General features: G+C 45.7%; 22 protein-coding genes and 4 tRNA genes. 13 read left to right on the forward strand and 13 right to left on the reverse strand.

Annotation, left to right across the window (positions count from 1 at the left end; translation table 11 throughout):
• Positions 1-8 precede the first annotated feature (8 nt).
• The gene (locus ACUJFK_RS13680; RefSeq protein ID WP_445425229.1) at positions 9-2,387 is read right to left on the reverse strand and encodes a VolA/Pla-1 family phospholipase; all 2,379 of its coding nucleotides are present in this window, start codon (positions 2,385-2,387) and stop codon (positions 9-11) included.
• A 235-nt stretch (positions 2,388-2,622) separates the two neighbouring features.
• Here ACUJFK_RS13680 and ACUJFK_RS13685 point away from each other — a divergent pair, with 235 nt between their 5' ends.
• On the forward strand, positions 2,623-3,375 hold the full coding sequence (locus ACUJFK_RS13685; protein ID WP_445425230.1) for a YciK family oxidoreductase: 753 nt from the start codon (positions 2,623-2,625) through the stop codon (positions 3,373-3,375).
• A gap of 54 nt (positions 3,376-3,429) precedes the next feature.
• On the opposite strand, the gene ACUJFK_RS13690 is transcribed toward ACUJFK_RS13685, so the two are convergent.
• On the reverse strand, positions 3,430-3,957 hold the full coding sequence (locus ACUJFK_RS13690) for an H-NS family histone-like protein (RefSeq protein ID WP_445425231.1): 528 nt from the start codon (positions 3,955-3,957) through the stop codon (positions 3,430-3,432).
• A gap of 350 nt (positions 3,958-4,307) precedes the next feature.
• Between ACUJFK_RS13690 and can the strand changes: the two genes are divergently transcribed.
• Positions 4,308-4,964 carry a carbonate dehydratase gene (can, locus tag ACUJFK_RS13695; protein WP_226752056.1) on the forward strand — a complete coding sequence of 219 codons (657 nt, stop codon included), beginning with the start codon at positions 4,308-4,310 and terminating at the stop codon, positions 4,962-4,964.
• Positions 4,965-4,990: 26 nt separating this feature from the next.
• Here can and purU read toward each other — a convergent pair whose 3' ends face one another.
• Positions 4,991-5,824: a formyltetrahydrofolate deformylase gene (gene purU, locus ACUJFK_RS13700; RefSeq protein WP_226752055.1), complete on the reverse strand. Its 834-nt coding sequence runs from the start codon at positions 5,822-5,824 to the stop codon at positions 4,991-4,993.
• A 171-nt stretch (positions 5,825-5,995) separates the two neighbouring features.
• On the opposite strand from purU, the gene tsaA reads away from it, so the two are divergent.
• The 3 genes from tsaA to ACUJFK_RS13715 are packed head-to-tail and all read left to right on the forward strand — an operon-like array spanning position 5,996 to position 9,505.
• The gene (gene tsaA / locus ACUJFK_RS13705; RefSeq protein ID WP_306177973.1) at positions 5,996-6,703 is read left to right on the forward strand and encodes a tRNA (N6-threonylcarbamoyladenosine(37)-N6)-methyltransferase TrmO; all 708 of its coding nucleotides are present in this window, start codon (positions 5,996-5,998) and stop codon (positions 6,701-6,703) included.
• Positions 6,675-7,730, forward strand: a complete 1,056-nt coding sequence (locus ACUJFK_RS13710; RefSeq protein ID WP_445425232.1) for a Kelch repeat-containing protein — start codon at positions 6,675-6,677, stop codon at positions 7,728-7,730. The genes tsaA and ACUJFK_RS13710 overlap by 29 nt, the downstream gene beginning before the upstream one ends.
• Positions 7,731-7,783: 53 nt before the next feature.
• Positions 7,784-9,505: a proline--tRNA ligase gene (locus ACUJFK_RS13715; protein WP_306177971.1), complete on the forward strand. Its 1,722-nt coding sequence runs from the start codon at positions 7,784-7,786 to the stop codon at positions 9,503-9,505.
• 101 nt (positions 9,506-9,606) lie between these two features.
• Here the strand turns inward: ACUJFK_RS13715 and ACUJFK_RS13720 are convergent, their stop codons facing one another.
• The gene (locus tag ACUJFK_RS13720; protein ID WP_445425233.1) at positions 9,607-10,482 is read right to left on the reverse strand and encodes an MBL fold metallo-hydrolase; all 876 of its coding nucleotides are present in this window, start codon (positions 10,480-10,482) and stop codon (positions 9,607-9,609) included.
• 112 nt (positions 10,483-10,594) lie between these two features.
• Here ACUJFK_RS13720 and ACUJFK_RS13725 point away from each other — a divergent pair, with 112 nt between their 5' ends.
• The 6 genes from ACUJFK_RS13725 (at position 10,595) to ACUJFK_RS13750 (ending at position 15,731) form a co-directional block, all read left to right on the forward strand.
• Complete coding sequence (locus ACUJFK_RS13725; RefSeq protein ID WP_226752050.1) at positions 10,595-11,344, forward strand: sulfite exporter TauE/SafE family protein; 750 nt, start codon at positions 10,595-10,597, stop codon at positions 11,342-11,344.
• Between the two features lie 22 nt (positions 11,345-11,366).
• Positions 11,367-11,768 (forward strand): rhodanese-like domain-containing protein, encoded by a 402-nt coding sequence (locus ACUJFK_RS13730; protein WP_226752049.1) that lies wholly within the window; start codon positions 11,367-11,369, stop codon positions 11,766-11,768.
• Positions 11,769-11,777: 9 nt separating this feature from the next.
• Positions 11,778-12,179: a YeeE/YedE family protein gene (locus ACUJFK_RS13735; RefSeq protein ID WP_226752048.1), complete on the forward strand. Its 402-nt coding sequence runs from the start codon at positions 11,778-11,780 to the stop codon at positions 12,177-12,179.
• Positions 12,180-12,191: 12 nt separating this feature from the next.
• The gene (locus tag ACUJFK_RS13740; RefSeq protein ID WP_226752047.1) at positions 12,192-12,602 is read left to right on the forward strand and encodes a DUF6691 family protein; all 411 of its coding nucleotides are present in this window, start codon (positions 12,192-12,194) and stop codon (positions 12,600-12,602) included.
• 494 nt (positions 12,603-13,096) lie between these two features.
• Entirely contained in the window at positions 13,097-14,305 is a 1,209-nt protein-coding gene (locus tag ACUJFK_RS13745; RefSeq protein WP_445425234.1) for a methyl-accepting chemotaxis protein, read from the forward strand.
• A gap of 55 nt (positions 14,306-14,360) precedes the next feature.
• Positions 14,361-15,731 carry a diguanylate cyclase domain-containing protein gene (locus ACUJFK_RS13750; RefSeq protein WP_445425235.1) on the forward strand — a complete coding sequence of 457 codons (1,371 nt, stop codon included), beginning with the start codon at positions 14,361-14,363 and terminating at the stop codon, positions 15,729-15,731.
• A gap of 308 nt (positions 15,732-16,039) precedes the next feature.
• On the opposite strand, the gene tnpC is transcribed toward ACUJFK_RS13750, so the two are convergent.
• The 3 genes from tnpC to tnpA form a co-directional block, all read right to left on the reverse strand.
• Positions 16,040-17,599, reverse strand: coding sequence for an IS66 family transposase (gene tnpC / locus ACUJFK_RS13755; RefSeq protein WP_445425236.1), 1,560 nt, complete (start codon positions 17,597-17,599; stop codon positions 16,040-16,042).
• Between the two features lie 92 nt (positions 17,600-17,691).
• On the reverse strand, positions 17,692-18,048 hold the full coding sequence (gene tnpB / locus ACUJFK_RS13760) for an IS66 family insertion sequence element accessory protein TnpB (protein WP_445425237.1): 357 nt from the start codon (positions 18,046-18,048) through the stop codon (positions 17,692-17,694).
• A 2-nt stretch (positions 18,049-18,050) separates the two neighbouring features.
• A complete protein-coding gene (gene tnpA / locus ACUJFK_RS13765) occupies positions 18,051-18,335 on the reverse strand; it encodes an IS66 family insertion sequence element accessory protein TnpA (RefSeq protein WP_226752469.1) in 285 nt (94 codons plus the stop codon).
• 62 nt (positions 18,336-18,397) lie between these two features.
• On the opposite strand from tnpA, the gene ACUJFK_RS13770 reads away from it, so the two are divergent.
• Complete coding sequence (locus ACUJFK_RS13770; protein ID WP_445425238.1) at positions 18,398-18,781, forward strand: DUF1840 family protein; 384 nt, start codon at positions 18,398-18,400, stop codon at positions 18,779-18,781.
• A gap of 947 nt (positions 18,782-19,728) precedes the next feature.
• Positions 19,729-20,301: a hypothetical protein gene (locus ACUJFK_RS13775; RefSeq protein ID WP_445425239.1), complete on the forward strand. Its 573-nt coding sequence runs from the start codon at positions 19,729-19,731 to the stop codon at positions 20,299-20,301.
• A 277-nt stretch (positions 20,302-20,578) separates the two neighbouring features.
• On the opposite strand, the gene ACUJFK_RS13780 is transcribed toward ACUJFK_RS13775, so the two are convergent.
• The 6 genes from ACUJFK_RS13780 to dnaQ all read right to left on the reverse strand — a co-directional run bounded on the left by ACUJFK_RS13780 (position 20,579) and on the right by dnaQ (position 23,186).
• Positions 20,579-20,655 (reverse strand) — tRNA-Asp (locus ACUJFK_RS13780).
• Between the two features lie 41 nt (positions 20,656-20,696).
• Positions 20,697-20,773, reverse strand: a tRNA-Asp gene (locus tag ACUJFK_RS13785).
• A gap of 26 nt (positions 20,774-20,799) precedes the next feature.
• Positions 20,800-20,876, reverse strand: a tRNA-Asp gene (locus tag ACUJFK_RS13790).
• 17 nt (positions 20,877-20,893) lie between these two features.
• A tRNA-Asp gene (locus ACUJFK_RS13795) sits at positions 20,894-20,970 on the reverse strand.
• Positions 20,971-21,075: 105 nt separating this feature from the next.
• The gene (locus ACUJFK_RS13800; RefSeq protein ID WP_445425240.1) at positions 21,076-22,494 is read right to left on the reverse strand and encodes a TIGR03503 family protein; all 1,419 of its coding nucleotides are present in this window, start codon (positions 22,492-22,494) and stop codon (positions 21,076-21,078) included.
• Entirely contained in the window at positions 22,482-23,186 is a 705-nt protein-coding gene (gene dnaQ / locus ACUJFK_RS13805; RefSeq protein ID WP_445425241.1) for a DNA polymerase III subunit epsilon, read from the reverse strand. Before dnaQ ends, ACUJFK_RS13800 begins: the two co-directional genes overlap by 13 nt.
• Positions 23,187-23,241: the final 55 nt, after the last annotated feature.

The following is a 23,241-nucleotide window of genomic DNA, read 5'->3' on the forward strand; positions in this document are numbered from 1 at the left end:
AGCAAAGCTTAGTTTGCAATCACCGAAGTATCTTGAATACCAACCTGTGTACCACGACTTAAAAAGAACGTCACAGCTTGATATTGCATTTCACCGGTAGCAGCTGCACTACTTACAGGGCTTAAAATTGAACTGTGCGCACCCGCGTTAAAACGGGTAATCGCATTGCCTGTTAACACAACACCTGGCGCTTGAGCGGGCACTGAGCCTGCACTTAATAAGCGTGCCAGTGGTTCTGTACCGGCTAATGCCATGCGGCCATTGGCTAACGCCGTTAATGGATTAAAGAAGCCATTCGGGATCACTTGATCTGGCAATCTATCCGCACCATTACCCACTACCTCAATCATAAAAGTGGGTGTACCGCTGCTAACTAAGGCTTTTGCGTAGTTGTTTGGATCACCACTGTCGGTCACGGTTTGCGCAGCAAAGGCAAATTGGCTTAAGGTCGCGGTAATGCGCGCTTGCTGTGCCGTATTGCCTGTTTCGCTTAAGCTAGCAAGATACTGATTAACCACCGGCGCCGCACAAGTCGGCCAAGTTGCTGCGGTTGCCGCAGTTGGTGCACCGCAATCAGTATTGGTAGCCACATAAGTGACAAACTCACTGGTTAATTGGCCACCCGCACCGAGCATCACACTGGCCTTAATCAGTGGGCCAAATTGTGGCGAGTCTAATAAGAAGTTAGCAATACCACCACCTGGCATTGCTAATACCGAGCTTTCAACTTTAAACGCGGCATCTAAAGCAGCATTGCCGGTGGTGCTATTCGCTAACGCAACCATGCTGGTACCTGTAATGCCCCCTAACGAATGCCCTAAAAACTGTACGCGGCTTTTATCAATGGTCACACCGGTAAGGTTATTTATAGCAAAACGCAGCGCCAACATATCCGCAATACTTTGACGTAAATTATCCCGAGTCACCAACAGATTGCTCAGATTCATATAATCGGTTGCAGAGTTAGTGGAGGCATTAAACGTTAAGTTGCCGGTTTCAGTTGCTTGAGTAAAACCACGGCTGCCGTGCAACGGGTGATCAATGGCAATAGTGGCGAAACCTTGCGAAGCTAAGGCACCTGTAACAGCTAGCATATCTTCTTTTTTAGAAGTAATACCATGTTGCAATATCACCACTGGCCAACCGGCTTCAGGCATTGAAATAACATTTCCATCAGGCACGGTCATCTGCACACCAACGGTTTCATAACTGCGGATAGCAGGTATCACGTTAAACTTAGTTAAATGACGAGCACTATCCACACCCAGATCGCGTAGCGCACCTGAAGTTACCGCCTGACAAAAACCGTCATTTTCAGAAACAGGCGTTTCGGGTTTCATACTAGCAGGTAAGGCTGCAATAATAGCACCACTGTCACAACGTGCAGTCCAGCGCGTATTTAACGGCGCGGTCATATTCGCTTCAGAAGGTTTACCTAAAAAGTACGGCAGCGTTAAAGAACCTTGATACAAACGGGTAATAGTAAAAGCCGGCTGACTGGCAAAAGCAGGGTTAAGTTGCGATACCGTCAAACCGGTGTTTTGCATAGCCAAACCGGTAGGTGCATAACCTGTTGGTGTTGGCGATGCCATTAACTGCTTTAAGTTAGCTAACACAACACCTGTAGATTGCGTGGTAATGGCCGCTGAATAAATAATGCTGGTTTTGGGTAGCCCTTGATCACGCACCATCACGTTTTCAAAGCTGTTGATAACACCTTGTAAGGCACGCTGAGAATCGGTGGCCAGTGGTAAAGTGCTCAGGTCTTGTTTCACTAATTCATAAGTGGTTGAAGGTTTTACGGCTGCACCGGTGCTGTCTTTTAAACCGTTAGTTAACGCTAAAAGATAAGTCGTGGCAGATTCAAGTGGTTTTAATGGCACTACAGCAACACTGTTGCCACTGCCGGCAGAAACGAAATCCACACCGTATTGTAATTCAGCAACAATTTTACAGGCGGCACCACGGGGTACAGCGCGACAATCGGTCTCAGGAGACGCAGGATCACCCATTACGGCTTTAAAAACACGCACAGAGCCAGGTTCTGCCGCCGAGTCCATATTTAACGTCACACCAGCAGGAAAGCTTAAGGCAATCGTAAACGGATTTTGCGTAGACCAACCATCTAAAGCACCCAATGCAACTTGTGGATTGGTGTAATCAGGGGTAGCACCGCTATCAAGCGTGAGCGTACCATCAGTAGTACCCTGAAAAAGTAAATCGTTTGGTACAGAAACGTTGCCTGCTGTGGGGTCAAATATAACCCGTGCACTCGGTGTTACCGTACCTTCAACCGCTACATCTTGTTTGATATCTTCTATTGAATCACCACAGCCAACTAAACCTAAAGCGGTGATTACTGCAATGCTTATTGCCAATCTCTTCATTTTATCTCCCCTGTCCATCACTGGTATTTTTTATTGCAAAGCATAAGTTTGCTTCACTTATTCTGAATTAGAGTGACTGCCCTAACGAACAGCTACGACCAGTTAAAGTTAACTCAAACTTTAGCAAATCGCTAGAGCAAAAAGACAGATAAACTGAAGTTTCATCAAGAAGAGTGCAAAAGCGGGTTTTTCCAAGTATCCTGTTGCCGTTTTTTTTCAGTCAGGGGCTCCGTTAATGCAAGCACCAAAACACTACTCTGCGCCCGCCGGCGCACTGCTTAATAAAGTTATTTTAGTTACTGGCGCCGGTGATGGCATTGGCAAAACTGCCGCTTTAACTTACGCCCGTTTTGGGGCGACAGTTATTTTATTAGGTAAAACCACCCATAAACTAACCGCCGTATACGATCAAATTGTGAATGCGGGATATCCTGAGCCAGCCATCATCCCGTTAGATTTAAAAGGCGCGACCGCAAAAAATTATCACGACATGGCCGCTACCATTAAAGCAGAGTTCGGTAAACTCGATGGCGTATTACACAATGCAGGAATTTTAGGCGTGTTGTCGCCGTTCGAGCATATTAACTTAGCCAGCTGGCAAGACATTATGCAAGTCAATGTCACAGGCGCCATGTTGATGACACAGGCGTTAATGCCTGTTTTAAAGTTAAGTCAGCAAGGGTCTATCGTGTTTACCTCTTCTGGGGTGGGTCGGCAAGGTCGAGCGTTTTGGGGGCCATACGCGGTATCAAAGTTTGCTACCGAAGGTTTAATGCAAATTATTGCCAGCGAGTATGAAGACACTACCGTACGTTGTAATTGTATTAACCCTGGTGCTACCCGAACCAGTATGCGAGCGCGTGCATACCCGGGTGAAGATGCGGCAACGTTAAAAACACCAGAAGATTTAATGTGGTTGTATCTGTATTTAATGTCTGACGATAGTATCGGTATTAATGGCCAATCGTTAGATGCACAGATTAAATAAACAGATATAAAAAAACCGGCAATGCCGGTTTTTTTATATCTTATCGTTGCCGTATTAACGTGGCTCTAATATCTCAGCACCGTTTTCAGCAGCCCAAGCATTCCAAACGACCACTTTGCTATTAAAGTTGGCGGTAGCTTGCTCTGTCGCTTCATCTAATAAACGTTCAATATCTTTAGCGAACTTTTTATCGACTTTATTCACCGGCACAACTTCAATACCCCGTGCTTGTAACCCTTTTTTCATGGTGTGAGTACGCAGTAATTGTAATTGGCCATCTTCAACATAGAAATACTGGCTGGCTTTGTTTAACGTTTTAAACTTTGGTTTAACCGGACGTTTTGATTCTTTGGCTACACTGACGCTCTCTTCTGGCATCACATCTTGTACTTGCTTATAGCCAAGCTGTTCCAACGTAAATCCTTTTTCGCGGGCAAAACGTTCAATTTCACTGATGGCGTCAATTTCAGATTGGCGTTCAACCAATACTAAATTTAATGTGTCTAGCACATCATTTAATTTAGCCAGCGTTAATTCTTTTGCGGCTTTCTTTAATTCACGCTTATCAAGTAATAACGACATTTTAATACTCCCAAGTAATATTACAGCTCTAGAATATCGAATAAAGTAAAATAATTAAAGTATTTCTTGCGTATTGAATAAATTAATCCAAATAATTATTCAGCTAGCGTTAATAAAAGTCATCTTAAATAATTAAAACTAGCTAGATAATGTAATAGTAAAAAAGTTTTAACTGTTAGTCTTATCATTTTGTTACTTTAACGTATAAATAACCTTTTTAATTTCCGTGACAACGCCCCTAACAGTTAGGTAGGATCACCATGTTCTCACTCGTATTGCCGGCTGGTCGGGCTTGTCAGCAGCAAAAAAATCGTTATTGTGGCGCATCACGCCTTCAGTTGGATTGTTTAATGTCAAATTTCAAAGAGTTATTTATCAACAATCGACAATGGGCGGATCGGATTGAACGCGAGCAACCTGGCTTTTTTAAACAATTATCAGAGCAACAAGCCCCTGAATATTTGTGGATTGGTTGCTCGGATAGTCGTGTACCAGCGAATGAAATTGTCGGTTTGATGCCAGGTGAATTGTTTGTACACCGCAATGTTGCCAACTTAGTGGTGCATTCGGATATGAATTGCCTTTCTGTGTTGCAATACGCTATCGAAGTATTAAAAGTAAAACATATTTTAGTAGTGGGCCATTACGGGTGTGGCGGCGTGCGGGCAGCCATGATGAAACAGCGTGTTGGCTTCGTCGATAACTGGCTGCGTAATGTTAAAGATGTCTATGCCATGCATCGTAACGAACTAGATTTAATCGAGGACGAAGACCAACGTGTCAATCGACTGATTGAGCTTAATGTGATGGAGCAGGTGCGTAACCTGTGTCACACCACCTTTGTGCAAGAGGCATGGGAGCGCGATCAGGCTTTAACCGTGCATGGTTGGGTATATAGTTTGCGTAACGGTCGAGTGAAAGACTTACGAGTCAGTCACTCAAGTATTGATCAAATTGATGAGATCTATGCGCTCGATTTACATGACGATCCCAGTTTAGCAGACTAAACACCGTGGGGGCGCAGACATGCGCCCTATAAAATCACGGTTTTATTACCGTGCACAAACACCCTATCCTCTGTAATAAATTGTAGCGCCTCACTTAATGCCGCCTTTTCCACATCACGGCCGGCTTTTTCCATATCCAAAGCGCTGTAGCTGTGATCTACCGCAGCTACTTTTTGCTGAATAATTGGCCCTTCGTCGAGTTGCTCATTCACAAAATGCGCGGTTGCTCCGATGATTTTCACTCCACGCTCAAAGGCTTGTTGATAGGGCTTAGCGCCAATAAAAGCCGGTAAAAAACTATGATGGATATTCACGATACGATTCGGATAATGCGCGACAAAGCGGGGTGTTAAAATCCGCATAAACTTGGCGAGAATAAGATAGTCAGGCTGATAAGGTGTGATCACCTGTAACAACGCGGCTTCATGCTCAGCTCGGCTCAGCCCTTGATGGCTAATAAAATGATACGGTAAATCAAAACGCTGCGCCAATGCGGCTAATTCAGGATGATTACCAACAACCGCCGCGATATTTAATGATAGCGAGCCATCATATACTTTCATTAAAATATCACCCAGACAATGCGCTTCTTTTGTGACCAACACGACGACTTTTTTCGCCTGCCGGCACAACAAACTGCGGCTACTGCCTAGCGGTAAAGCCCGATCCAAATCTTGTAATAAGGTGTGCTCGTTAAAAATGCCGTCTAATTCGGTACGCATAAAAAATTGACCGGTTACCGGATCAACAAATTCAGTATTACGAATAATATTCAGTTGGTGCTTGTAACAAATATTGGTGATCTGCGCGATCAGCCCTTTTGAATCGGGACACTCAGTTAATAAAATACGCTGTTCCATAATGACACTAATTCAATAATAAAAAGACCTACGTATTGTGACAACTTAAACGTCTAGCGTCAAAGCCATTTAGACATCCGATAGTAAAGGGCAAGTTTACTTGTTGTTTTAACGGGGGGCTTGCATAATAGCTGATTGTTTTTCTGCTTATTAACCAAGATATTTCTGAAGATGGCTCAGTATCAATTTAATAGCATCGGCTATATTAAATCACCCTATAAACAAAAGTTTGCCATACCAAGACAACCAGGTTTAATCGCAGAAGCCTGTGGCAGTATTGAATTAGAAGCTGACTATGCCGATGAAGGGATCGTGCGAGGTATCGAAGCCTTTAGTCACCTATGGTTAGTTTTTGTTTTTCATGAAACGGCAGACAAGGGTTGGTCGCCGTTAGTCCGTCCCCCAAGGTTAGGTGGCAACACCCGAAAAGGCGTATTTGCCACACGCGCCACCTTTCGACCTAATCCAATTGGCTTATCGGTCGTAAAACTAGATGGGGTTACTCGAAAAAACGGTAAATTACAGATTTTGATCAGCGGCTTAGATTTATTAGATGGCACGCCGATTTTGGACATTAAACCTTATCTGCCCTATTCTGATGCGCTACCTGATGCAAATGGTGGCTTTGCCGATGCCGCACCAGAGACCATGATGACCGTATCAATGTCTGAAAATGCTGAACAATTTTGCCAGCAACAAAAGCACTATCCGCATTTACGCACTTTTATTGAAAAGGTTTTAAAACAGGATCCACGGCCACCCTATAAAAAACAACGGGCTGACATTCAACATTATGGCATGACCCTATACGAATTTAATATTAAATGGACCGTCGACGGAGAACACAACCATGTTACTGAAATCATGCAGCTACCTTAGCTTATTGGCCACCAGTTTTATTTGCTTCGCCCTGCCCGAGCTGCCTGAGCCTGTCAGTAATAATGCCGTAGCAGCCACCACAGTTCGAGGGAAAACCTATCTGCTTTCTGCAAGCGGCATAGGCCCAGCAAAAACCAGCGCACAGATCCATGATAAAGTGTGGTTACATACGCTTGGCGAATATAACTGGACAACCCTACCTATCTTACCCAATCAACAACGGCTTCAAGGCCGCATTGGGGCCAGTGCCGTGGCCTTAAACAATAATTTTTTCATTCTGGGCGGCGCTTTTGTACAAAGCGATGGTAAAACCACGACAGCAGCTGATAGCTACCGGCTCGATCCCATCACCCGTCGCTATACGCGTTTAAATGATATGCCAGTACCGGTCGATCATGCGGCCGCCGTGGCTTATCAAAATCGTTACATTTATCTCATCAGTGGTTTTAGTGAATACGGTGCCGTTAATGTGGTGCAGTTATTTGATAATTTCACCCAGCGCTGGTCGCAAGCAACACCATTTCCGGGTAAACCCGCCTTTGGTTTAGCAGCGGCTGTTGCCGCAGATCAATTAATTGTCTGTGATGGCGTAACCTTGGATTATCATCACAGCAGCCCACAGCAACAACCGGTGGCTGAATGTTGGGCTGGAAAGCTGGGTAACAATGCCAATAGCATCGCCTGGCAAAGCATTCCCCACCCCACTGGCCATGCTCGCTACCGTTTAGCCGCAGCCACCGTTAACGTCAACGGCGAAGAAATGGCCGTGTTTATCGGCGGTAGTAATGTGCCATATCAACTGAATGGTCGTGATTATCAAAATCTCGTTGCCACCCCCAGTGCTGCTGTTTGGTTATATTCTCCAAAACAACAACGCTGGTTAGCCGCTGAAAATACAACGGCGATAATGGATTTAAGAGGTCTAATCGAGTTACCTGATGGTTTATACAGCCTTGGCGGCATGCTTTTAGAGCAAGAAGTCACAAATAAGCTCATTAAACATCAGATTAAACTTCTGCCAGAGTAGATCCGTTGTTAGAATGAGGGTAATTTTTTTAAGTCTTTTTTACAGAGAGCCTCATGCGCACCAGTCAGTATTTATTATCTACGATGAAAGAAACGCCAGCAGATGCCGAAGTTATTAGTCACAAATTAATGCTTCGCGCCGGTATGATCCGCCGTTTATCTTCTGGTTTATACACTTATTTACCTACTGGTGTCAGAGTGTTGCGTAAGGTAGAGCAAATTGTTCGTGAAGAAATGAACAACGCCGGTGCCATTGAAGTACTGATGCCCATGGTACAACCGGCTGAACTGTGGCAGGAATCGGGGCGCTGGGAGAAAATGGACGCCGAGTTATTGCGTTTTCAAGACCGTCATCTGCGCGATTTCGTATTAGGCCCTACACATGAAGAAGTGATTACTGATCTGGTACGTCGCGAAATCACCAGCTATAAACAGCTGCCACTGAGCTTATATCAAATTCAAAACAAATTCCGCGATGAGCGTCGGCCTCGTTTTGGTGTGATGCGCGCGCGTGAGTTTTTAATGAAAGATGCGTATTCATTTCATTTAAGCCAAGACTCATTACAACAAACCTACGATGCCATGTATCGCGCTTACTGCAATATCTTTAATCGTCTTGGCTTAGATTATCGGCCTGTGCTTGCCGACACCGGCGCGATTGGCGGTAGTGTTTCGCACGAGTTTCATGTGCTAGCCTCTTCCGGCGAAGATGCCATTGCCTTCTCTGATACCAGCGATTATGCCGCGAATATCGAAATGGCCGAAGCAATAGCGCCGGCGGGCGAACGCCCAGCAGCAACGCAAAGCATGCAAGAAGTTGCCACGCCAAATGTCGGTACTGTTGCTGCTGTAGCAGAATTATTAAACATCAGCGAACAGCAAATTGCGAAAACCTTATTCGTTGTTGGCGTTGCCAAAGATGATGCACCAGCATCCCTAGTTGCATTAGTGGTTCGCGGCGACCATGAGCTTAACGAAGTTAAAGCGGAGAAATTACCGCAAGTTGCCGTACCACTGCAATTTGCTAACGAACAGCAAATTCGTCAACTGGTAAACGCAGCACCTGGCTCAGTCGGACCTGTGGGTTTAACCATCCCGGTGATTGTTGACCGCAGCGCCGCACACCTTGCTGATTTTATTGTTGGTGCCAATAAAGACGGTTACCATTTAACCGGCGTCAATTGGGATCGCGATATCACTGATTACCAGGTTGCCGACCTTCGTAATATCGTTGAAGGCGACCCCAGCCCTTGTGGTTTTGGTCACTTAGTGATTAAGCGTGGTATTGAAGTCGGTCATATCTTCCAATTGGGTGATAAATACTCTCAAGCGCTTAAAGCCGGTGTATTGAATGAAGAAGGTAAACACCAAATTATGACCATGGGCTGTTATGGTGTGGGTGTGTCACGCATTGTTGCCGCCGCGATTGAACAGAACCACGACGAATACGGTATTATTTGGCCTGACGCAATAGCGCCCTTCCAAGTGGTGTTGATTCCAATGAATATGCACAAGTCAGTGCGTGTAGCTGAAGCCACTGAGCTGTTGTATCAACAACTTAAAGCTGCGGGTATTGACGTACTCTTTGATGATCGTAAAGAGCGCCCGGGTGTGATGTTCGCAGATATGGAATTGATTGGTGTGCCTCACAGCATTGTGATTGGCGAGCGTAACCTCGATAACCGTCAGGCTGAATACAAAAATCGCCGCACAGGTGAAAAGCAGCTATTAGATTTAGACCAATTAGTAAGTCAATTTACGGCTTTGCTCAAATAGCACCTACAACAGCAGTTTCGACTGATTGCGGGCTGCTGTTTTATTATCGCTTGGCGAGCTTAGGGTGTAAAATACTCTAAGCTCTCATCATCACGTGGTTGTTATACTTGTTTTAAAGGTATTTTAACGTAACTCACACCATTACTTTCTGCTTGAGGCAGTTGCCCAGCGCGAATATTCACTTGTACCGAAGGATAAATCAGTCGCGGTACAGCTAAGGTTTTATCACGTGTTTCACGTTTTTGCACAAAATCTGCTTCAACGGTGTCAGCTTTCACATGAATATTTTGCTGTTTTTGTTCGGCCACCGTCGTTTTAAAACGTAATTCACGACCATTCGGTTGATAATCATGACAAACATAAACAACCGTTTCTGCTGGCAACTGATATAAACGCTGGATAGAACGGAACAAGATATGGGCATCACCACCCGGAAAATCGCAACGTGCCGTACCGCCATCAGGCATAAACAGTGAATCACCTACAAACACATTGCCAGCAATTAAATAACTGACACTGTCGTTAGTATGACCAGGTGTATTAATCACCGTCGCGGTAACCGAGCCGATGTTAAACGTTTCACCATCCGCAAATAATTTATCAAAATAATCACCCGTGCCAATTAATTCTGCATCAGCGATATTGAAAACCATTTTAAACGTTTGCTGAACCTTCCGGATCCCCTCACCAATCGCAATGGGTGCTGCTGTCTTTTGCTTTAGGTAATGCGCGGCAGAAAGATGATCAGCATGAGCGTGGGTTTCTAAAATCCACTGTAATTGCCAGCCTTGCTCAGCTAAGTACGCTAAAATCTTATCTGCGGCCTCTGTGCTAACCTGCCCTGCGGCGGCATCGTAATCAAGTACTGGATCAATCACTGCCGCTTTAGCCGTTGCTTTATCAACAACCACATAACTGCAAGTTGCGCTATCATTATCAAAGAACATTTCAATATGCAGATTATCTAGGTTACTCATTTTTTCAGCCCTTACTTTAGTTAATGCTAAATTTTGATTGCAGCTTAACGAAAAAGCCCATAGAATGCAATTCCGTTATATGCATATTCCATAAAAGAATATAGGAGTGGCCATGTTGGTATTAATAGGTGCTTTAATCATCGGGCTTAGCTTAGGGTTATTCGGGTCAGGTGGTTCGATCCTGACCGTACCGGTGTTGTTGTATTTGGTTGGCATGCCCGCATCATTGGCCATCGCGTCTTCGTTATTAATAGTAGCGCTGATCAGCTTGTTTGGTTCAATCCACAATATGTTTCGCCGTTTAATCAGTTGGCGCCATGTTTTATGGTTTGGTGTACCCGGAATGTTAGGCACTTATGGTGGCGCTTGGCTAGGCACCTTAGTAGATAGCCGCTGGCAGTTATTAGTCTTCGCGTCCTTAATGGTGGTTGCGGCAATAATGATGTGGCGCAGCAAAGTCACGATGATTGATCAACCCAAAACGTTTCATCATATTAAAGTCATTGCCGATGGCTTAGTTGTCGGTGCTATTACTGGTTTTGTGGGGGTTGGAGGGGGCTTCTTAATCGTTCCCGCATTAGTATTATTGGCCGGGTTACCCCTTCATATCGGCGTAGCAACCAGCTTAATGATCATTGCGTTAAAATCGTTTGTCGGTTTTGCAAAATACTACAGTGTGTTTCATGCACAAGGCTTGGTATTTGATTGGCACGCCATCACTATCATGGTTGTGGCCGGTATTTTGGGAAGTTATGTTGGCGGTTGGCTCAATCGCAGATTACCGAAAGCGATCTTACAAAAGGGCTTTGCCGTATTCTTGGCGATCATGGCGGGTGTCGTGATTTATCAATCTGTTTTATAAACTGTTTTTTGGAGGATTTATAATGAAAACAGCACAACAATTAGTGGCCGAAGCAAAAGAACGTATCAAAGAAGTCGATATTCAGCAACTCGCGGCGCAGCTAGAAAAACAGCCATCAACTCGTATTATTGATGTACGTGAGCCTGCCGAATTTGCTCAAGCACACATCAGCAGTGTCGTTAACTACCCACGCGGTGTATTAGAAATGCAATTGGCTAACCACCCCGCCGTCGCGGCGTCAGGTTGTGCCGCAGAGTTAGCCTTAGCGCAATTAGCACAGGAGCCGTTGTATTTGATTTGCCGTTCAGGTGCTCGCTCGGCTTTAGCCGCGGAATCGTTACAGAACATGGGCTTTACTGATGTCTATTCGGTCGCGGGTGGCATGGCAGCCTGGCAAGAAGCAGGCTTACCCGTCACGCAATAAGGAGTCGTAATGGAGAATTTCACCCCGATATCTGCGCTAATTGGCGGCAGTTTAATTGGCTTTGGTGCATTGCTAATGATGACCATGTTAGGACGTATTGCAGGAATCTCTGGCATAGCCAGCCAGCTTATTTTTGAACGTGATGGACGAGGCTGGCGATTTGCGTTTGTGGCTGGCCTTTTAGTTGCACCACTACTGGTAAGCTTTTTTATGCAAGATCTCACCTTTACTACGCCTGACTTAAACACTAAAACCTTAATTGCCGGTTTATTGGTGGGTTTAGGCACAGGCTGGGGCAGCGGCTGTACCTCAGGTCATGGTGTTTGTGGTATCGGTAGACTATCTCCACGCTCGATTAGTGCTACCTTAGTCTTTATGGCAGCAGGCGTGCTGGTTGCAAGCTTATTTTAAGCAGGAGAAAATATGAAAGCATTAGTGGCATTTTTATCCGGCTTATTGTTATCTGCGGGTATCACTATTTCAATGATGATCGACCCCGCAAAAGTAATTGGTTTTCTGAATGTACTTGATAACTGGGACCCAAGCTTAGCGTTAGTCATGGGCGCGGCTTTAGTGGTTTACTCTACTGGTTTTTACTTTAGCCAAAAACGAGCAGCCCCTTTTCTAGAAAAGGCTTTTTATCTTCCAAAGAGCACCAAAGTAGATCGCCAATTATTGTTAGGGGCTTTAATTTTCGGTGTCGGTTGGGGCTTATTAGGTTATTGCCCTGGCCCTGCTATTGCCGCTCTAACCTCAGGTAGCACCGGTACCATCGGTTTTGTGCTCAGCATGGTGTTCGGATGGTGGCTCACTCGAAAAATTAAATTTAACTAAATCTATCTCCTCTTTAACGCCGATCTTAACCACGATTTTTTTGCTCATGGTTAAGATCTAGCGCAAAAAACCTGTAAATAAATACCCCGCGACACAACATGAAAAGAGTAAACTTCCTTATTATTAAAAATATTTCATACCCTAAATCATAAGCTATGCAAATTGCATAACGTTTTACGGCGCAATGGTCTTAAGCGCGTTTTTTGCTAAAGCCTTAATTCCTTAGCATGATATTACCGCTTAAATGCTATGCATGATTGGTATGCTGCAGCATTCACAAAGGTACAGTAGGGCAAAAGACTGATACTTCCGGTTATCTGACTAGCAGGGGTAAGAGATAAGGTCAGTGGTATGCTTAAAGATTGGCACATACCATAAACTAGTTTATTGTTTTATATTGATAACAGTGCAAACCTACCGCCTTTGCCTTGCACGTTCTGCACTGTTAAAAATACCCATGCTGGGCTAAACCAGCATCTTTACTGGAGCGGGTTATGACACTTTACCATCTGATCGAGCAGCGATTCTTTTTTACCTTAACCCGAAAGATAGTGGGTAATGTACTGTTTATTACCCTGTTCTTTGCGCTGGCGATGTATCTTGCTTACCCTACCACTGATAACAAACAACTTTGGTGGTTGTTGCTCGTTGTTGGCAGCGCTGCTTATAGTTTTACTATCTTCTATATGTGGCATTTAATTGTTCGCCCGGTGCAGGCTTTAGTCAAAAATTTACACGACAGTAATCGCTCTGGGGCTGATCTTAGCCAACGTTTACCCGCCTTCACCTTTGATGAGTTCCGAACATTATCTGACGAATTTAACCAATTCGTTAGCCAACTTAGTGACGTACTTGGCAATGTGCATCAACAAGCGCGCAATACGCATCAGATCAATGAGCAGGTATCTATCGCAGTAAAAAGTACTCGCAAAAACTTACAAGAAACTGAGCAACGTAATACTTTAATTCGCCGAGAAAGTGAACAAGTTATCAACTATTTAACGAACATCGTCCAAAGCAGCGATCAAATGGGCGAGGTAACACAACTTGCAGTAAGTAAAGCTCAAGTTGCCAGCACACAAATGCAGCAACTTAATCAACAACTCGCGGCGATTGCTCGATTGCTTGACTCTTTTGCTGCCACTATTAACGGTTTACAAAAAAACTCAGAAAATGTCCGACAGATTTTAGTTATGGTTGAAGGGTTCTCGGATCAAACCAATTTACTGGCTTTAAACGCCGCCATCGAAGCAGCTCGAGCGGGCGATGCCGGTCGTGGTTTTGCCGTTGTTGCCGACGAAGTGCGAACACTGGCAGCCAAAGTGAATGAAGCAACGAAGCAAATTTCAGGTTTTTTGAATGATATGGAGCGCTTGGTAAAAGAAACAAAAGAAGAATCCACTAGCTTAAATCAACAAGCAAAAGATGCTCAAAATCAAATTAATGAAACGAATCAAGAATTTGCTTTATTACAGCAAGAGTTGCTAACGGCTCAGGGTGGTATGAAAACCATCACCAGCAGCGTATCTAACCTTGAAGAAAAATATCAACAAACCCATGAACATTTAAGTGCGATCCAGCAGATCACCAATCAAGCTTATCAACAAATGGCTTCAATTGACGATGCCGCTAAAAATTTGTTAGAGGGTACTGCCACGACAGAGCAACAACTCGGGCGTTTTGCGCGTAAGGCCAGCTATTGATCACGCCGCTAGCTAGGATTTGTATGTCGCTGTTTGATATCTTAAAATTGCCTATATGAAACAAGTGTTTGGCAAGGCGAATGGTCATAAAAAATCGCTATTATTTTTCGCATTAGCCGCGTTTATGGCCAGTGTGGTAATGCTAGTCGAGTATTATCATCGTAATTACGCAGAACTGATGCAAATTCATCAGCATGAACGCCTGAGTCAGCAGTTATCCTCGGTTCGAGCCAATATTGAGTCTGAATTAAATTCCAATATTTTTTTAGCCGATAGTTTAGCCACGCTGATTTCGGTTAATCCGCAATCTGATAACGAACAATTGACGCGTATGGCTGAAGCCTTATATTTAAAGTCCAGTAGTTTGCGCAATATCGCTTTAGCTCCCGATAACGTGATCCGTTTTGTCTATCCCTTAACAGGTAATGAAAGTGTTATAGGCTTTGATTACCGCCAGTCACCGGAACAATTACACACTGTCGAATTAGCTAAGCAGCGACAAGAGGTTTTTATTGCCGGGCCGCTAACATTAATCCAAGGCAACCAAGCCATTATTGCGCGGATGCCTATCTTCACCGATCCACCGTTCAATCAGCGGTATTGGGGGACCTGTAGCGCGGTCATCGAACTAGACAAACTGTTCAAGTTAGCCGGTGTGAATGAACTTGCTGCACAATCTCGACTGGCAATCCGTGGTAAAGATGGTTTAGGTGCGAATGGCGAGGTGTTTTTCGGTGATGAAAGCGTGTTTGCAGAGGCTTTTAGCAGCGAAACGATCCGGTTGATCAACGGCAGCTGGTTGATAGCGATTGCCGAATTACCCGGAACATCTTACAACGGCCCTGCATTAGCGTCGTCATATATTCGTGTGATTGGGTACGGTTTTAGTTTGTTATTACTGCTGGTTTTTATTAGCTTATTTTATAGTTACCATTTAGCACGAATTAACTCACTGCAAGATCCTTTAACCTTATTACCCAACAGGCGTTTCGCGATGAAATGGTTAGAGACGCTCATTAACTCCCGAGCTGAATTTTGTATCATTAGCTTAGACTTAGATAAATTCAAACTGATCAATGATCGCTTTGGGCATGCGATTGGCGATCAGTTTTTACAAGAAGTTGCCAGGCTACTCCAAATTAATTTACGCAGTTCTGATGTTGCTTGCCGCTTATCAGGCGATGAATTTTTAGTGATTATGCCACGCATTAGCAAGCAGCAAGATATTCAGCCTATCCTGCAAAAAATCATGACCAGCTTTAAACGCGCGACTTTTTTCGCCAATGGTCAGTCAGTTGCATTTGAGCTAAGCCTCGGCACCGCCTTTTTCCCCAGCGACGCACAGGATCTTGAATCATTGCTTCACCAAGCCGACGTAGCCATGTATCAACAAAAAGCCAGTCACAAATTGTCCCTGCACGAGTAAAGACAAACCAAGTCGCGTTAGATTGCTTAATAGCAGGCTATCGGTTCAGTACCACTCGTGCATCACTCACGGCGGATTCGTATTCGCAAAGGCTAATAACCTACAATTCGTTAATTCGCTATTGATGCTTATCTGAACCATACTTAAATGCGAATCTTACCCTATGCGCTCCATCTTGCGTTAATCACAATACAGTGAGCACTGGCCGATAGCACGACCACTCCACAGATTAAAATAGAGGATTTAAACATGATTACTTTCACAACCGTAAGCGTAACAACAACCACACCTTGCGGTGTGGCTGCTGATCAATATGGCAGGAGTTGTTGCAGTCGCTCGTGGGTATTGGCTTTGGGCAGCTCAGTGAGCAAGCGGCATAGATAATCATACGGCTCTAGGCCATTGATTTTAGCCGTTTCGACTAGGCTATACATTGCAGCACTGGCTTCTGCGCCCGTTTCAGTATTGGCAAACAACCACGCCTTGCGTCCAATCACGAACGGTTTGACGGCGCGCTCAGCACGGTTGTTGTCGATATTAAGTCTACCATCGTCCAGATAGCGGATGAGCTTGGGCCACTGATTCAGGCTATACGTGATAGCGACTCCCAGTAAACTTTCTTTCGTGACACTCTCGCTTGATTTATCCAGCCAGCTTTTAAATTGTTCTAGCAGTGGTTTAGCTAGTGCTTGTCTGGCGTCATACTTCTTGTCAGGCGGTACGGTTTTTAATTTACTCTCCAGTGCATAGAGTTTCTGGATATGGTTAAGGGCCACATCCGCTTTACCCGTTTTGCCTTTGCCCTGTGCTTTTTGGGCTTCGACGAACTTGCGTCGGGCATGTGCCCAGCAACCGACTAAGGTTGCGTCGGTTTTCTCATATCCGGCATAACCATCGACCTGCAGATAACCGTTAAAGCCGAATAAGAAGTCACAGGGATGTTTACTGCTGCGACTATCCTGATAATCAAACAGCACCAGTTTAGGGCCGGTACTTTTTTCTAAGCCACAGCCATATACCCACATGTAACAGGTGCTTTTCTCAACATCCAGCACATTGACGGTGGTTTCATCTGCCCACAGCACCGGCTGTTTCAGAAGCTCAGCTTTCATTAACGCCAGTAGCGGTTTCAGTTTCTGTGCGCAGGTTATCAGCCAACGACTCATCGTTTGACGACTAAGCTCAATGCCGGCTTCATTAAACAGTTTTTCTTGTCGGTAAAGTGGCATCCCATAGTGCATTTTGCTGCTGATGATTTGCGCCAGTAAACTTGGCGTGGCCATACTCTTAGGGATAACCGCAGGCGGTACATCGGCAATCTTAATGTCGACCTTAGTGCCATTGGTTTCACACTGCCGGCAGCTGTATTTCAACCGGACATTTCTCAGCACACGGATTTGCGCGGGCACGAACTCAATTTGCTCACTAACCTCTTCACCCATTTGATGCAGGGCATGGCCACAGCAGACACAGGTTTTATCGTCAATGTCATGGATAACGTCAACGCGGGGCAATTCAGGAGTAATACGCGGTCGGCGTGGCTTGGCGGCTTTCTCAGCGCTCTCGGTCGTCTGAGTGTCTGGCTCTGTCGCTACGGACTCGTCTTCAATAAGCTGTTCGGCCTCATTTAAGACTTCGCCTTCACCTTCGTAGGTCTCGCTGCTGGGGCTAAATTTCTGGTACTTCTTCAGGTTATAGCGCTCCAGCAATTGCTGCAGCTTATCCGAGAGCTGCTGGTTAACCCGCTCTAGTTTAGCGATGCGCTTATCTTTTTGCGCCAGTTTGCGCTCAAGCTTTTGCGTCTGCTCAAGCAGCATTTTCTTGAGCAGTTCAACATCATCAGGTAAGGATTGAGGTATCTTTTTCATGGCCGTTATTGTAACGGCCAATTTGGCTAAGTGCTTGGTAAGATTTAGATTGTTTTGGATGCGATCTACAAGATTTATAGCCGATCGGCATATCAACCCACACTCTGGTAATGCAGCGGCTGGTGCGCGGTGATTTTTTGAATATCGACACCTTGCAACAGCCAATGCCATTGCTGCTCGCTAATAGACAACACTTTACCTGGCATCTGCCTTGGCCAGCGAAACGTGTCTTTTTCAAGTCGCTTGTACCACAGACAAAACCCAGTGCTATCCCAGTACAGCACTTTTAACCGAGTACGCTGCCGATTGCAGAACACAAACAACGCGCCGCTAAATGGCGAGAGCTGCATCTCTTGCTCGACCAGCAACGATAAGCCATTAATGGATTTGCGAAAATCGACCGGCTGTTTATGCAAATAGACCTTAAGCACATCGAGGAACATTTTCATGGTCAAAGTGCCCTGAGCAAGGCGGCTAACCAGAGTGCATCCGTCCCTGCTGGAAGTTGCAATTCCATATCACGCTTGCGTAGCAGGATATGCCGGGCCAGTGGCGAGCTTTGTGGTGCTAATTCAATGAAACCGGTGTCATCATTCTGATGAGCCAACAACTGGCGTTTACGCAGATTGAAATAGGTCGGGATAATCCCTTGTCGTTTAGCAAATGCCGTTTGAGTGAGGCCACTTTGGGCTTGCTCGGCGAATAAGGCCAGCCATTGTTCTTTAGTGCGTTTCATGATGATTACCCTGATAATTTAAAGTGGCAGACAGGGTAATGTTGATCAGTTAGGATAGGAATGTGTGGTTGGCGTTACGCTTACTCACAACCCCCAGTTGGAGTGCACTATCTTATTTACAACAGTCCGGTGAACAGATGTTGCAAATGATGAATTGTAACATGCAAACCTATATGGCCGATTCAGCGCAGACTATTAAGAAATCGACCGGTATTATCCCTGCTGAAGACGTGGCAACGGCCATTACGCTTTTGCAACAACGTAGCCGCCTTGCTGATGAAGTCCAACAACAGCAAGATGACATGCAGCATGAATTAGCTGAATTACCCGCTGAACTTCAAGAAGAACCCTTGCCTAGCGCATCAACTCGCGCCTTTCCACTGTTAGAGCTTCTCCAAGCCGCCCATAACGCGCAAGAGCCGGTTATCTGGCAACATTCTACATAACCCCCCTGCAAAACCGAACACCGCACTGTCATTGCGACAAGGCTCAATTTCAACACAGCTGTGCACGCTCCTCTTTTTCATCCCTGAAAAAGACGTATCCTGCCAAAGCTTGCTTCGCTATTAACTCATCAACAGAGTCTTGGTATCTGCCCCCGAAGCTTGGAGCTTGCTCTGGATTTTAGTCCCCTTAGAGCGAGCCGACTGATCATCGTTGGCCAAGGTTTTAAGAAAACGGGTGTTTGAGTGCGGCGACGAAGCATAGCACGAGTTTCGTTTTCGCCTTGGACAACGCATGAGCAGCCGGGCTTTCGAGCGGAAGTGGGGAATTATCTTTGGATACTTTCTTTTGGCGACGCAAAAGAAAGTATCTCGCCAACGGCGAAAAGGTTAAACGCTCCGTAAAGCTTCGACTGGAGCACGCTGTAAATAAATCCGTGTACGCTCCTCTTTTTCATCCCTGAAAAAGACGTCTTAAGCCAACGTTTACTTCGCTATTAACTGATCAATAGAGTCTTAATATCTGCCCCAAAGCTTACTCTGGATTTTAGTCCCCTTAGAGCGAGCCGACTGATCATCGTTGGCCAAGGTTTTAAGAAAACGGGTGTTTGAGTGCGGCGACGGTAGCGCCGCGCGAGTTACGTTTTCGCCTTGGACAACGCATGAGCAGTCGGGCTTTCGAGCGGAAGTGGGGTCGCATTTTCTTTGGATACTTTCTTTTGGCGACGCAAAAGAAAGTATCTCGCCAACGGCGAAAAGGTTAAACGCTCCGTAAAGCTTCGACTGGAGCACGCTGTAAATAAATCCGTGTACGCTCCTCTTTTTCATCCCTGAAAAAGACGTCTTAAGCCAACGTTTACTTCGCTATTAACTGATCAATAGAGTCTTAATATCTGCCCCAAAGCTTACTCTGGATTTTAGTCCCCTTAGAGCGAGCCGACTGATCATCGTTGGCCAAGGTTTTAAGAAAACGGGTGTTTGAGTGCGGCGACGGTAGCGCCGCGCGAGTTACGTTTTCGCCTTGGACAACGCATGAGCAGTCGGGCTTTCGAGCGGAAGTGGGGTCGCATTTTCTTTGGATACTTTCTTTTGGCGACACAAAAGAAAGTATCTCGCCCACGGCGAAAACGTTAGGGGTATTAGTATATGACCCCGAAGCTTGCTTTTATAACAGCAACCGACTGAACTACCGCTCACTTATTTGCAGGCACAAAAAAACCAGCATTAGCTGGCTGATTTACATGAAAATGGCGGAGCGGACGGGACTCGAACCCGCGCCCCCCGGCGTGACAGGCCGGCTAGATTTTTATAACAGCAACCGACTGAACTACCGCTCACTTATTTGCAGGCACAAAAAAACCAGCATTAGCTGGCTGATTTACATGAAAATGGCGGAGCGGACGGGACTCGAACCCGCGACCCCCGGCGTGACAGGCCGGCTAGATTTTTATAACAGCAACCGACTGAACTACCGTTCACTTATTTGTAGGCACAAAAAAACCAGCTTTAGCTGGCTGATTTAGATGAAAATGGCGGAGCGGACGGGACTCGAACCCGCGACCCCCGGCGTGACAGGCCGGCTAGATTTTTATAACAGCAACCGACTGAACTACCGTTCACTTATTTGTAGGCACAAAAAAACCAGCGTTAGCTGGCTGATTTAGATGAAAATGGCGGAGCGGACGGGACTCGAACCCGCGACCCCCGGCGTGACAGGCCGGTATTCTAACCGACTGAACTACCGCTCACTTATTTGTAGGCACAAAAAAACCAGCGTTAGCTGGCTGATTTAGATGAAAATGGCGGAGCGGACGGGACTCGAACCCGCGACCCCCGGCGTGACAGGCCGGTATTCTAACCGACTGAACTACCGCTCCGCGCTGGAGTGAGCTTACGCTCGATGACACACTAACTGAAATGGCGGAGCGGACGGGACTCGAACCCGCGACCCCCGGCGTGACAGGCCGGTATTCTAACCGACTGAACTACCGCTCCGGATCAGGAAGCTTTTTTGATGCTAGTGGCGGAGCGGACGGGACTCGAACCCGCGACCCCCGGCGTGACAGGCCGGTATTCTAACCGACTGAACTACCGCTCCGGAAAGCATCAAAATGTTGGCGGAGCGGACGGGACTCGAACCCGCGACCCCCGGCGTGACAGGCCGGTATTCTAACCGACTGAACTACCGCTCCGCGCCAGCATCAAACGATTTCATTTGGGTATCGTCTGGTGCGGCGGGAATGATACGGATTACCCCAAACCCAGTCAACTTCTTTTTTGCCGCTTTTGCCTATTCCTTAGCCATCTGGCATAGAAAGATCCAATATATCTTCACCATCTTTCTTTTTTGCTGGTTTATTATTCGCTGTGCTGTCCCCTTTCGCCGCTGTAGCCGTCTTATTTACCGCGGCGGTAGCAGCAAGCTCGGTCTTTTTACGCCAAAACATTAAACGACTGAACTGCTTGCCAGATAACACAAACCAAATGGCTACTGCGCCTAACACTAAAATAAACAAATTAATCAGGATGATCCAAAGCCAAGGTACTTCTGTGGCAACCGGCTCTGCCACCTCAACAGCGGCTTCGGTTACAGTGTCGGCGGGCCCTAAGTCAGGCGCTTCCTGCGCCAGCATGGCCACTAAAAAACGCTCTTCAGGTAAATTTAATACAAACTCTCGACCATCGCGCATTTGGCCAAAAACGGCCATATTCAAAATATAACTACCATGCCCGCGGTTATCGACCTGTAGTTGCTTTGTTGTGGTAGGCTCGACTAAAGAAAATGATTGCATATCGCCATCTGGGTATTGAATTTGCCCCTGGAACAGCAAAGAGTCGACGTCTACCAGATCACTATTCGCATCCAACATAATAATATGGCTTTGCTCAGCTGTAGTTGCCATCTGTACGTTAAGCGTAATAGGCGAAGGTTCAATAATAACGGCGCTTTGTTCCACTTCGCGAGTGTACAAAGGCGTACGCACAATAAAGCGCGGGATCCACTCGCCTTGGCCAAATACCAAATTTATCTCACCGGTAAAAATACCGTCACGCGCACTGATGTCATAACCACGGCCATCATCACGAAAGTTGGCCACTTCCACCATACCTCGGCCGAAGTTTTCGTAACGTTTATCATTGGTACTGGTAAAAACCACTTGTAACGACAGTATGTCTTTAAATTCTCGCGCATTAATCGCTTTGCCATCTTGCAGCATCCGCGCCGTTAATTTAAACGTTTCCCCTACCACCATCGGTTTAGGTAAAGGATCAACATCTAATGCCACATCGGTCAGCACCAAAATCTTACTTTCGGGTAAAACTCGACCGACGGCCTGCCAAGGCCCTGGCATCGGCTGAGTAATTTCAATTAAATCGTAGGAAGGGCCATCAAACCAACGAATGTTGTTTTGCTTGGCCGTGTTATAAAACACCTTACTGCCATCGGGACGCACTAATACGATAGAAGCCGAACCCGGTCGGCGAAAAAAAACCAAGGTGATAGATTCAATACCGTCATCGATGCGAAACCGATTATCTAACAAGGGAATTTGATTACGTAATGGCAAGTCTGCCAACATGCGCATTAATGGCTCTGGTGTTTGCGCTGGGGCCGACTCTGGCGTTGCAACAGGTAATGTCGAGTCTTGTTGTGCAGCAACGGTCAGTACAAACATATTACACAGCATAAAACACAGTAGCATTAATCTCGCCATAAACAGCTGCCCCCTTTCTTTTGCACTAAATCTAAACGACTTTGATGGGCAGTTAATTCTTGGCTGTTGGCTTTAATCACTTTTAACTTACCACTGCGCTGGATAACCAAGGGCCCTTCCTGATCTTGTTGATTGTTCGCGTCTTCCGCCGCTAAGTTTAAACTGACCTGCCCGCCGGTCATTAACAAATAAACATCAGCCAAAATTTCGGCATCTAATAAGGCGCCGTGCAAAGTACGATGGCTATTATTGATATCATAACGGCGGCACAGTGCATCGAGGTTGTTTTTTTGGCCCGGATGCAAGTCTCGCGCTAATTTAAGCGTATCAACAATGCCACAATACTCCGCCACTGGAGGGATTTTTGGCTGCAACATGGCAAATTCATGATCTATGAAACCGACGTCGAAAGCGGCGTTATGAATGACTAATTCGGCCCCCTTAATGTACTCGAAAAAGCTATGTGCAATATCTCGAAACTTGGGTTCATGTTGCAAACGTTGGTTAGTAATTCCGTGCACGGCAATGGCTTCAGCTTCAATTTCCCGCTCTGGATTAATATAAACATGATAATTGTTACCGGTAAAACGCCGATTTATCAGCTCAACACAGCCAATTTCGATAATACGATGGCCATCTTTTGGGTTAATGCCGGTGGTTTCGGTATCTAAGATAATTTGACGTTTTAACATTGCTGCTTTCGCTGTTGCCTACTATTAGGGTAGATTATACGCCGTTTTGCTTTGA

Source organism: Alishewanella sp. HL-SH06, from assembly GCF_052656265.1.